The 12643-nt window shown below is 43.4% G+C and carries 5 protein-coding genes; all 5 read left to right on the top strand.

Annotation, left to right across the window (positions count from 1 at the left end; all coding sequences use genetic code 11):
- Nucleotides 1–49: 49 nt before the first annotated feature.
- The 5 genes from AAEY80_RS00520 (at nt 50) to AAEY80_RS00500 (ending at nt 12568) form a co-directional block, all read left to right on the top strand.
- Nucleotides 50–1060, top strand: coding sequence for a beta-propeller domain-containing protein (locus AAEY80_RS00520; RefSeq protein ID WP_201575564.1), 1011 nt, complete (start codon nt 50–52; stop codon nt 1058–1060).
- A gap of 313 nt (nt 1061–1373) precedes the next feature.
- Nucleotides 1374–2024 (top strand): OB-fold-containig protein, encoded by a 651-nt coding sequence (locus tag AAEY80_RS00515; protein ID WP_101210901.1) that lies wholly within the window; start codon nt 1374–1376, stop codon nt 2022–2024.
- Nucleotides 2025–2313: 289 nt separating this feature from the next.
- The gene (locus AAEY80_RS00510; protein WP_265089658.1) at nt 2314–4335 is read left to right on the top strand and encodes a flotillin family protein; all 2022 of its coding nucleotides are present in this window, start codon (nt 2314–2316) and stop codon (nt 4333–4335) included.
- A 184-nt stretch (nt 4336–4519) separates the two neighbouring features.
- Complete coding sequence (locus AAEY80_RS00505; RefSeq protein WP_201576486.1) at nt 4520–6142, top strand: RNA-directed DNA polymerase; 1623 nt, start codon at nt 4520–4522, stop codon at nt 6140–6142.
- Nucleotides 6143–6313: 171 nt separating this feature from the next.
- Complete coding sequence (locus tag AAEY80_RS00500; RefSeq protein WP_350587738.1) at nt 6314–12568, top strand: DNA repair ATPase; 6255 nt, start codon at nt 6314–6316, stop codon at nt 12566–12568.
- The last annotated feature ends 75 nt before the right edge of the window (nt 12569–12643 follow it).

Genomic DNA, 12643 nt, shown 5'->3' with positions numbered 1-12643 from the left:
TACTCAAGCATATTTACCGCACCATTAAAACCCTATTGGACTTTATTTCATGTTAAAACCGATTGTTTTGAAACCGAATAGTAATGTACATTACCTAAATAAAATAATCGTCATAACGGCTATCACTTTTTTAACGGGGATGGTCCTAACAGGTTGTCAGACATTGCCGAACATGACCGCACCCAATGCTGCTGTTAATATAATGACGAACAATCCGCTGACAGCCCGCATGCCAGCAATAGATCGGCAAGGGTATATTGCTTATGTTGAGGAGCAAGGCTTTGGCGCTGCAAAGATATCGACACTCTATAGTATTCGCCCTGATGGTAGCGACCGCCAATTGATTGATCAGCTCAAGGGTTATATCTATGCGCCAGCATGGTCAGCAAATGGTCAAATGCTGGCCTATAGTAAACAAGCGCTGCGTCAGCATCCAAAGATTTATATCTATGATCGCAAAAGCAATACCCAAAATCTGGTGGTAAATGCTGAGGGCAGTAATTTGTCAGCATCATTTTCGCCTGATGGTCAAAAACTCCTCTACAGCTCAACCGTCGGCGGCAATGCCGATATCTATGAGATGCGCCTAAGCGACGGTAGTACCAAACAGCTAACCACCTTACCGAGTACGGAAGTGCAGCCAAGCTACGCCAGCGACGGGCAAAGCTTTGTTTATACCAGTGATAAGGTCCGCGCTGGTCGCCCCAGTATCTATCGCTATCGTTTTGCCACAGCCAATGCAAGCGTGATACCGACAGCGGGCTATGCAGCCAGTCCGCAACTGAGCTTAGATGGTCAACGCTTGGCCTACCTTAATGGTCGCAAGGCGGCGGTGATGACGCTGGCTACTGGGCAAGTTATCAATCTAGCCGAAACGGGTCTTGATGAACCCGCTCGTCTGTCACCTTCCGCGCAGTATGCCGTCTATCCCACCAAGCTTGCACAAGTGGGCAGTCAAAATGGCGGCAGCTTGGTCATTCATTCATTAACAGGTAATACAAGCTATGCCATTGGCAGTAAGACGGGAGGCGTCGTACGCTCACCCATTTGGGGACGGTAAGAGTAAAACCTATGTATTATGTAATGGAATGTATATATAATCACTGACAAAGAAACATAAGTTGATTGTATAGCCTGCATTTTAGAGGTGGCTTAGCCATCGCTTAAATTCGTTAAAGCCAATGCGCTTATAGCCATATCGCCTGTCATTCAAAATAGAATAATCAAGCTATGGGTAAAAAATCTGGTATAAGCAAGCTGACAGAACGAATCTGAGTGGAGCAAAGTTGAGTAAATTGTAACCACATACTGCCAAATTGTATAACCGAGCCATTAATATGTTGGATTAAGCGAGTAATAGGAGAGAGCGGTTCATGCAAGAGTCTTTTTTAGTCTTTATCACTAAAATCAGTTTGTACCCCACGATTGTTTTTACGGGGCTTGTGATGTTCGTGACTCTATATTGGCTGGTGTCTTTACTTGGCATGGCGGATATGGATAGCGTGGATTTTGGTGAGGCAGATGGTGATGTCTCCCCCTTGTCATCGCCTGGCTTTTTTACCGGTCTCATGCTCAAATTTGGTCTTTATGGCGTGCCTTTAATTATCATACTAAGCTTGATTAGCTTAATCGGTTGGCTGCTAAGCTACCTATATACCAGCTTTTTACATCAATATTTTGACTCTGGTCTTTTGTATTACCTATTCGGTACAGGGGCGCTCATTTTTGTACTGGTCGTCTCCATGTGGTTGACGGGCATTATCATTTCACCCATTCGCAAAAATATCGCTAAAATTCCCAAACGGAATGCGTCTAGCAATATTGGCAAAATCGCCGTTGTGCGCACCCTGAGTGTGACCGACAAACATGGCGAAGCAGAATTAAACGATGGCGGCGCAGGATTGATACTTAAAATTCGCTCAGACACTAATGATGATTTGCTAAGACAAGGCGATAGAGTGGTATTGATAGAGTATTTAGACGAAGCCAATACCTATCGAGTCGCTTCTGTCAAAGATGAGTAACTGTCACCAATAATGTAATCGTGATGGCTATTAATAGTCGCTGTTAGCGTAGATTAGACGTGCAGAGTAAATAGACGGCAACGGTTAATGAATAATGATTCAGTAAGATAAAAATAAACTATTTTTAAGAATGGTCGTAACGGTTTTAAATTCGCTTGTGGTTGATTCAATATAATTGAGATACAAGAAAAGTGAGTGCAAGTCCTACGAATAGTAGGCTGAGCGCGTTTAATGCCGTATCTGATTTATGTAGGATTGACTATAGAATGTTTTAATTAAAGGAATGGATATGGACATACTCATTATCGTCGGCGTGGTTGTGGTGCTGGCGTTTGTTTTTATGATGGTAGCACTTTTGATGCTCAAAGCCTTTTACTTCAAGGTTGAGCAAGGCAAAGCACTGATTATCAATGGTGTGAGTAAAATCGCCGTACGTTTTGATGGTGGCTTTGTTTGGCCTATCATCAATAAAAAAGAATTGATGAGAATCTCACTCATCACCTTAGAGGTTGATAGACGAGGTAAAGAAGGACTGATTTGCGCGGATAATATGCGTGCGGACATTACTGTTGCATTTTATTTGCGAGTCAATGAAACCGAAGAAGACGTGTTAAAGGTTGCCAAATCGGTTGGGGTTGAGCGCGCCTCTGATAAAGTCGCTGTCAATGAGCTGTTTAACGCTAAGTTCTCAGAAGCACTAAAAACTGTGGGCAAGCAGATTGATTTCGTTAAGTTGTTTGAAAATCGCAGCGAGTTCCGTGACAGTATCGTCCAAGAAATCGGTAACGATCTGAATGGCTATGTCTTAGAAGATGTGGCGATTGATTATTTAGAGCAAACGCCGAAAGCCTCACTAGATTCAAGCAATATCTTGGATGCTGAAGGTATCAAAAAGATTACTCAGCTAACAGCCTTCCAAAACGTCATCACTAACGAGCTTGAGCGTGACGAAGAGTTGGCCGTTAAAAAGAAAAACGTTGAGACCAAAGAGGCAATGCTGGAGCTTGAGCGTCAACAAGCCGATGCCGAAGCCAAACAGCAACGTGAAATCTCTTCTGTCATTGCGCGTGAGACAGCTGAGACGCGCAAAATTGAAGAAGAAGAGCGCAAAAAGTCTGAAACCGCGATTATTTCAGTTGAGCAGGACTTAGCGATTCAGCGCGAAAACCAACAACGTGAAATTGAAGTGGCTGGTCAGAACCGCTTGCGTGCGGTTGTGATTGAAGAAGAGAAAGTCACGCGTGCTCGTGATTTAGAAATCGTCTCACGTGAGCGTGAAGTTGACTTACAACGTATCGAAGCTGAACGCGCAATTGAGCTTGAGAAAAAAGAAATCGCCAATGTCATTCGTGAGCGTATCGCGGTAGACAAAACGGTCGCGCAAGAAGAAGAGCGTATCAAAGAAGTCCGCGAAGTGAGCGAAGCCGAGCGTTCTAAACAGACGCGCGTATTGGCAGCCGAAGCAGACGCCGAAGAAATCAAAGTACGTCAGGTCAAAAAAGCCGAAGCCGAAGAGCTGTCAGCCAAGCACAAAGCCGTCGAGATTACCACGCTGGCTGCCGCTAATCTTGAAGCCTCAGCCAAAGACTCGGAAGCCAAAATTAAAATGGCGGAAGGTATCAAGGCTGAAGAGTCGGCACACGGCTTTGCCGAAGCGGCTATTCAAGAAGCCAAAGCGTCCTCGCTTGAAAAAGAAGGCATTGCCAAAGCCAACGTTATCAGAGCAACTGGTCAAGCCGAAGCGCAATCAGAGCGTGAAAAAGGCATGGCTGATGCTGAAGTTATCGCGGCGCGCGGCGAATCCAACGCCAAAGCTGAGCGTGATATCGGGCTGGCAAATGCTCAAGTTATCGCCGCTCAAGGCGAATCAAATGCCAAAGCGGAGCGTGAAGTGGGACTGGCAAAAGCGGAAGTCACCCGTGCGCATTTCCAAGCCGAAGCCGATGGTCTGGTCGAAAAATTCAATGCGATGGGCAGCATGAGCAAAGAAGCGCGCGAGCACGAAGAGTTCCGTATGGGTCTCGAGACTGCGCTGCAAGAAGCCATGGCGTCTATCGAAGCTGGTAAAGAGATTGCCAAAGAAAACGCTGAAGTCTTGGCAGTCGCGCTACAGAAAGCCAAAATTGATATTGTTGGCGGCGAAGCGCATTTCTTTGACAACTTTGCTAAGTCATTGTCTATCGGTAAAGCCATTGACGGTCTCGCTGGCAAGTCAGATACGCTAAGCGGCATCATCAATACCATGATGGCAAGCCAGCTAGCGAACAAGACCAATCAGTCTAACGATGAGTCTACTCAACATAACGATTAGTCGGTTTTAATATCAATAAAAAATCTGCTACTTAGGTGGCAGGTTTTTCTTTAATTTCAAGTTGTCGTTATAGGCTGGCGCTTTTAGCCCAGCTTTCAAACTAAATTTTAAATGATAATTAAGATTTATAATGAAGTAGATAATACTGTTGATGTACTTAGTCAATTAAATTAATAGGTATGTAATGACGATTTCTTATTCTGAACACATGAAAGGAATTACTAAAGAAAAACTGCTTGAAGGATTAGTTGGCTACGGACTTTTCTCAGAGAAGCTCCCACCATTCTTAACTTCTGAAGACTTTTATAATTTTTGTATGAATGAAGACAACCATCCCAAGTCCTCTAATAATAGTTCTGGACTATTTAAAGCTAAGCATGTTTCGGAATATATTAAGTATTCAAACATGAGAAATATCAATGTACCTAGACTATTAGCTGTTCCAGAACCAATAGCATATTTTAATTTATGTCACTGCTTGTCACAGTATTGGACAGAGTTAACAGACTATTTCGAATCTAAAACTAAAAATGATGAGTTTAAGATTAGTAGAATCCATATACGTAAAATTAAAGAATCAAAAACGATTTTTTCGCTTGGTAGTAGTTATGATTCATCAGGCATTACTTGGAATTGGGTCAAGAGAGTTATTAGGCAACCTGTTTCAAAAGTTTTCTCAATGAATTACAAAGACTGGTCTGAAGATGATAATCCGACCCCAAAGATTAGGATAAAAAGTAGGTTTTTAGTGCATGCTGATGTTTCAAATTGCTTTGGTAGTATTTATACGCACGCACTTTCTTGGGCATTAGCGGGAAAAAACCAAGGAAAAACCCAGAGAAATGGTTACTGGCACAATGAAATAGATACCTACACTATGAACGTTAATAAAGGTGAGACTCACGGTATTTTAATTGGTAGCCATGCTTTCAATATTATTTCAGAAATTATTTTGATAGCGGTGGATGAAAAGCTTAAAGATAAATATAAGTATATTAGAAATATTGATGATTATGAGTGTTTTGTTGAAGATTATCAAACTGCAGAAAAATTTCTGATTGATTTAGAAGCAGAGTTAAGAGTTTATGGATTGACGCTTAATCATAAGAAAACAGAAATTACTGAACTACCCATAACATATGAAGCTGACTGGATAAGAGAACTTAGATATTTCGAAGAAGGTGACTACTTCGATTATAAAGAAACTGTTCATTTTCTAGACTTTGCTATAGCTTTGATGAAAAAGAACGATGGTAACTCCGCAGTGTTAAACTATGCTATTCAGGTTTTAAGTGATAAAAAGAAATCAGTATCCGCAACAGATTACTTTTTAGACACAGTCCATCATTTAGCTTTGCTCTATCCATATTTGATTAGTCTAATGGACGAAAACGTATTCTTAAGTATAACTGATGAAAAATTGAAATTTAAATATATAGAGTCTTTTTCAAGTGACATTTATGAAATTGGACTAAGAAAGAACTACTATGAAGCATTAAGTTATGCATTGCTTTTTAGCATAAAATACGATTTTAAAGTTTCCGATAAGGTTTTTGAGGATATAGAAAATTCGAGAGATGCTATTTTGTATTTACTAGGTTATATTCACGATAAAAAATTTAATAGTCACTCAACAATTATAAAAAAATATAAAAAACTAGCTGAAGATTTAAACCAGAATAGTTTCGATGAATACTGGTTGTTTATTTATGAGGTATTTACCAAAGGGAAGTTTAAAAATGGTGATTGGAAAAATATGAAGGAGCAAGATGTTAGCTTTCTAAGAGATGCTTTTAAAGTAGTTTAGTCTTTGAATGATTTAAGATGTAATTTTGAATCTATGCAATATCGATATAGTCAATCAGTGTACCCTAACTATAATTTATAAAACGTTTTTTTAGACTAGCCACACCTTTTTCATCTTTTCTTATTGACCAAAACTCTCTTATTATATAAAAACAGAAATGGACGAGCAACGATGGTGGATACGCAGAATTCAACCGATTCAGGTAGCAAAGACCAACATAATAAAGCTGAGCAAACAGATCAAGCCGTTGCTTCAGGTAATGCTTATGAGCTTATTAAAAAGCGTCTTACTGAGCAGGGCAGTCGTCTAGAGCAGCAAACGGCCAAGCTGAACAATGCGCGCTTGCAAGAGTTTGGCAGTACCCAAATGCAAGTCATCGCTCGCACCCGCATTCGCACCGAATATAACTGTGTGGCGCAAGACATGGTGCAAGTCGGTGATTATATGCTATTCGGCTACAACGTCTTTATGGGTCTCAAACGCGCGAGCAATATCAAAGATGTGTTGTCGCTATATCGATTGATAGATCCTCCTAACAAGAATGTTGGTGATAATAATAGTGAAAGTGCTGCCGATATTGATAATGGTGAAAGCACGGCAAATACTGAAAGCGCTACAGATAACAATGGGAGCCGCGAACACACTGAGCAAGAGTATCAGCTAGAAGAAGTGGATCTAAAAAACACCTTCTTAGATCAAGAGGCCTTTGTTCAAGACTTTAATGAGCTGTATCGATATTATAAGCAAACACGGCTGATTCAGCTGACTGTCAAAGACAGCAAGCTGCTATTGGCGTTTCAAATTGGCGAGCGTATCACTGATATTCGCGTCTTTCGTTTTGCGTTAGATTTTAGTCAAGGCACACCTGAATCGGCTCAAATTGCCTACGTAGACAATCGAGGCGAGCGTGATATCGAGTTGCCGCCTGCTTACGATTTTGATTGGATTGAGACCACTCGCGAGCAGATGATCAATGGCAAGTATCCGCATATGAATATCTTAGATACGGTGTTTGTAGAAACCGTCGGCGGCGATTTGACCATTAAAATTGAGGACAATACCCAGTCAGGGCAGGGTATCTATAGTGAGCCTGTAAATGATCGCACCCAGTCGCTGACCGATGCCGAGATTGCTTATGCCAAAGTTGGCAGTTTAATACTGCTCAAGATACTGCCGTATCGCGAAGACAGCTATCGCTATTTTGTTTATAACACCTTGACCGAAACGGTACTGCGTTTAGATGCAATTGGGCAGTCGTGTGTGCAGCTGCCTGAGGATCACGGCATTATATTTCCGGGTGGTTATTATTTACAAACGGGCGAGTATAAGCTGTTTGATGCCAATAATGTCGGTGCCAAAGACTTAAAGTTTAAACGTAAAATCGTATCGCCCAATGGCGAAGATGTGTTGTTTTTATTCTATGATGTCGCTTTAGGTGTCACAGGTCTGTTTCCCTACAACCTTATCAAAAAGCAATTGGCAAACCCCATTTATTGTAATGGTATGGCGCTGGCAGAAAATGGGCGCTTGGTGCTGTTTAGTGACCAAAGTGAGCCGTCACGCATTCACCCGATGCAGATATGGCATACGCCTTATGCCTCGCCTGAGTATGTCAGTGAGTTGCCTGAGAGCACCAGCTTTTATGGCAAAATCGGCAACAAAGAATTGGTGCGCGGTATCTCTGACCTTTATAGCATTACCCGCCTAATCGATAACCAAAGCGTCTCACAAAAGCTCTATGAAGAGCTGGCGGATAATACCAGTCGTCTCTTTGATAGCTATTACTGGCTGTCTGAGCCTGAGCTGAGTGAAGTCGCCAGTAGTATTAAGGAAGTGACGGCGACGGCTGAATTGGTCATTGATGAGTTCGCCAAAGTACAAAGCATCCAGAAGCAAACCCAAACGGCATTGGCCGATGCCGACATGCAGCAAAATGAGATTTTGCGGCAGATACGCGTCACCACCTTTGAGTCTGCCAGTGATTATGTCGATCAGCTGTCAGCATTAAGACGGCAAAAGGGCCGTTTGGTTAGCCTAGAGGATTTACGCTATTTAGATAGTGATAAATTAGAAGCGTTGCAGACTCAGCTAGCAACAGCAGAGAGCGAGCTTGCCGAAAAAACCGTGCTGTTTTTAAGCGGGGAAGAGGCACTCTCAAGTTACGAAGATATATTGATCGATGTCAGTGAGCGTTTAAACACAGCAGAAACCAATGCTGAATTAAAACCTGTACTAGAAAAAATTGATGAGACAGCGCAAGGCTTAGATTTGTTGACTGAGCTATTAGGCACATTAGATGTTGCTGATGCTACGGTACGTACCCAAATTATCGATGATATATCGACCATTTATGCGAGTCTCAATCAGAGCAAAGCCAAGCTTAATCATAAGCGCAAAAATTTAGGATCGGCTGAAGCAGTCGCGCAGTTTGGCGCGCAGTTCAAGCTATTTGGTCAGTCGATTGCTAATGCCTTATCCATTGCCAATACGCCTGAGAAATCAGACCAGCAAATGGCAAAATTGCTGGTGCAGTTGGAAGAGTTAGAAAGCCAGTTCGCGGACCCAGAGAGCGGTAGTGGCGATCAATTTTTAGCCGACATCATCAGCAAACGCGAAGAGATTTACGAGACTTTTGAGAATCATAAGCAGCAATTGCTCGATGCCCGCAACCGCAAAGCGCAGAACTTAGGCGATGGCGCGCTGCGGATGCTTGAGAGTATCAAAAAACGCACGCAAAGCACAGGCGTCACCGGCTTTAAGGAAGAGGAAGCGCTCAATACGTATTTTGCTGCCGACGGACTGGTACAAAAAGTACGTAATATCGCCAAAGAGCTGCAAGCGATGGGCTTTAGTGTCAAAGCTGATGACATCGATGCCCGCTTAAAAGCCATTCAAATCGAAAGCTATAAGAGTCTAAAAGATAAGTCAGACTTGTTTGAAGATGGTGGTCAAATCATCAAACTGGGCAAGCACCGCTTTTCAGTTAATACTCAGCCGCTTGATTTGACCTTATTGAGTCGTCAACAGTCAGATGGCAAGCGTGTGCTGAACTTACATCTAACGGGTACAGATTATTATGAAGTGCTTAATAATGCTGAGCTAAACGCCTTGCGGCCGTACTGGGATATGAATATCGCATCCGAATCTGACAAGGTATACCGCGCGGAGTACTTGGCTTATAGCATTATCGAAAGTGCCAAAAATAGCCAAGACGGCCTGACTGAAACGCGCCTATATCAAGCATACGATGCGACCATCATTACCCTTGATATTAATGGTGATATTGATAATGACAGCCCATTGTCTAAATTGGTCAAAGCTTACGCCACCCCTCGCTATCAGCTCGGTTATGACAAGGGCATTCATGACCATGATGCCACGCTATTATTGATGCAAATACTACCGACATTGCGTGAAGCAGGGCTACTGATTTATACCCCGCAAGTACGTGCCTTGGCACAGTTGTTTTATTGGCAATTGAACCTCGTGCAAGCGCTTGGCTTAGACGCCTTACGTCAGTTTGGTTATGATAATTGGCTGAATGAATCAGTGCTGACGCGTGCAAGCAACTGGACAGATAGAGCCGCTACCGCTGAGCAACTGCGCCGTGCACTGGGTAGCGACACAGCCAAATCTCTGCTCGTTGAGGACATGAGTCAAATCATGCATCAGTTTGTCACCGCTCATAATGATGACAGTATTGGTGTTAATAAAGGCAGTAGCGTTGATAACGGCGCTAGTAAGCAGTCAAAATCAGGCTTAGATTCAAAGCTAGGTTCTGAAAATAGCGATATTCATAACGCTAACATCTTTAAACCAAGCTATGTCCAGCTTGCCAGTGAGTATCTGGTGAGCGTCATAGGGCAGGCGAGTATCTCTGATAGTGGCGTAGATGCCAAGATAGACTGGCAAACGAGTCAACAAGCGCAGCAGTTGTGTGAGCAGTTAAGCCAAACGTTGAATAGCGCTGCCGGCAGCACGCAAAATACGACCAGTTTTGAGCAGCTACAGTCTTCTATCAGTAAGCTGGGTTTTCAACCCAAGTCAGCCTATGAGCTACTAGCCACATGGTTTCATGCGTTACTTGATAAGGCCTATGGTGATACTGAGTCGGCTAACGTATCAGCTGATGGCACGGATGAGGCAGGCGCGGCCCTCACTGAAGAGCAGCTTGCTGAGAGTCAAGAAAAAGAAGCACTACGCAAACAACAGCTAGAAAGTGGCCGTCATTATGTGCCCGAAGCGATTGCGGTCTTACTTACCCAGTTAAATGATACCCAGCGTGAAGCCTTGGTACAGCGCCTCATTGATTCAGGTATTAGTTTCGATAAGAGCGCCACTGGCACGCCATCTACACTGTCATTCTCAGCCACAACCTCGCTGACCAGCCTCAACAATCCGCTCAATCAAGTGCAGAGCTTTGAGCGCAGCACAGGTAAAGTATCGCTTGAGATTCAAATTAATAACTTACTAGGTGAGCATACACGTATTCATCAGCAGACCTTGACCTTTGCGGTCGATGACTTCTTAAATCGTCTGCATCACCATGATACCCAAGTCATCCCTGCTTACAGACGCTATCTAGCCATGCGCTCAGAGATTTTGCATGATTCAAAAGAGACGTTGCGACTGGACGAGTTTATGCCGCGACCACTGTCCTCCTTTGTGCGTAACCGTCTGATTAATGAGAGCTATTTGCCGTTAATTGGTGACAACCTCGCCAAACAGATGGGCACGATCGGCGAGGATAAGCGTACCGATCTGATGGGTATCCTAATGATGATATCGCCACCAGGTTACGGTAAAACCACCTTGATGGAGTATGTGGCAAATCGTCTCGGCCTTATCTTTATGAAGATTAACTGTCCATCACTCGGTCATGATGTCACCTCATTAGATCCCGAAAAAGCACCTAATGCCACCGCCCGAGAAGAGCTGAATAAAATCAACTTAGCCTTTGAGATGGGCAATAACGTCATGCTCTATCTCGATGATATTCAGCATACGCATGCGGAATTTTTGCAGAAGTTTATCTCATTAGGTGATGGCACGCGCCGTATCGATGGCGTCTGGCAAGGCAAAACCAAAACCTATGACATGCGTGGCAAAAAGTTCTGTGTGGTCATGGCGGGTAACCCGTACACCGAAAGCGGTGAGGCCTTTAAAGTCCCTGATATGCTTGCCAACCGCGCCGATATCTATAACTTGGGCGATATTATGAGCGGCATGGAAGAGGTATTTGCGCTCAGTTATATTGAAAACTCACTCACCTCTAATACCGTTCTCGCACCACTGGCCAACCGTGACTTAGCGGATGTTCATCGTTTGATTAAAATGGCAAAAACGGACAATGCCAACCTCGCCCAAGCACAGAGCAGCGAGCTGACGTATCCGTATAGCACTTCAGAGGTTAACGAGATTATCGCTATCTTGCGCCATATGTTTAGGGTGCAAGAAGTCATTCTTGACGTTAATCAAGCCTATATTGCCTCAGCATCACAAGATGATAAATACCGTGTCGAGCCGATATTTAAGCTGCAAGGCAGTTATCGCAATATGAATAAGATGACCGAAAAGCTATCGGCGGTCATGAATGAAAACGAGCTGAACCAGCTGATAGACGATCACTATTTGGGTGAGTCGCAGCTATTGACCCAAGGCGCAGAGAGCAACCTTCTAAAGCTTGGCGAGATGCGCGGTGTGTTGACTGACGCAGAAAAAGAGCGTTGGGCACAAATCAAAGCCGACTTCTTACGTAATAAAGCCATGGGCGGTGAAGACGGTGATACTGGCGCGCGTATCGTTGCCCAGTTGGTCGACTTGGCTAGTGGCTTCAATACCATCAGTAGCCAGTTTGAGACATACTTAACGAAAAATGACCCAGAGCAAATCGCCCGCTTACGACAAGCAGGACAACAAGCACAACTCGATGCCCAGCTAAACGCTCAATTAGAAGCACAGAAAATCCTTGCCGATAGCGTCATTAACAATGCCAAAGTCGTCAGCGACAGTATCGACCATAGCTTTGAGAAAAGCGTGAGTCAACTGGTACAAATATATAAGCACAATCACAATACTGAAAAGGCGGAAGGCGAGTATCTCAAACAAAATCAAGGCGCGCAAAAAGCGCTGATGATGCAGCTGGTGGATGCTGTTGAGCAACTGGCACAAAAAATGGCTGATAGTTTGTCTAATAGCTTAACAGAGAGCCTGCTTAAGAATGATGAGAACCAAACGGCAGACAGCGATACGCTTGATGTTCATCAACAGACCGCGCTGATGGCAACAGCTCTTAAAGAAGCGCTTACGCCACTGACGATGCGGATGGATGAGAAGCTGGCAATTGATAGCAGTACCGATCAATCCGGCAAGCTTATCGTCAATAGCCTCAACAGGCTAAACAAAATCTTTGATGACTATGATTGATACTGACGATTAACGCTTATAAGCAATAATGATAATTAGAACTTATAATTAATAGGCTATAGCGATAAGTTATTG

The sequence above is a fragment of the Psychrobacter sp. 78a-MNA-CIBAN-0178 genome, assembly GCF_040309625.1.
Lineage (GTDB): Bacteria > Pseudomonadota > Gammaproteobacteria > Pseudomonadales > Moraxellaceae > Psychrobacter > Psychrobacter okhotskensis.
Note: the sequence above shows the minus strand (reverse complement) of the source record. Positions and strands in the feature narration are given on the sequence as shown.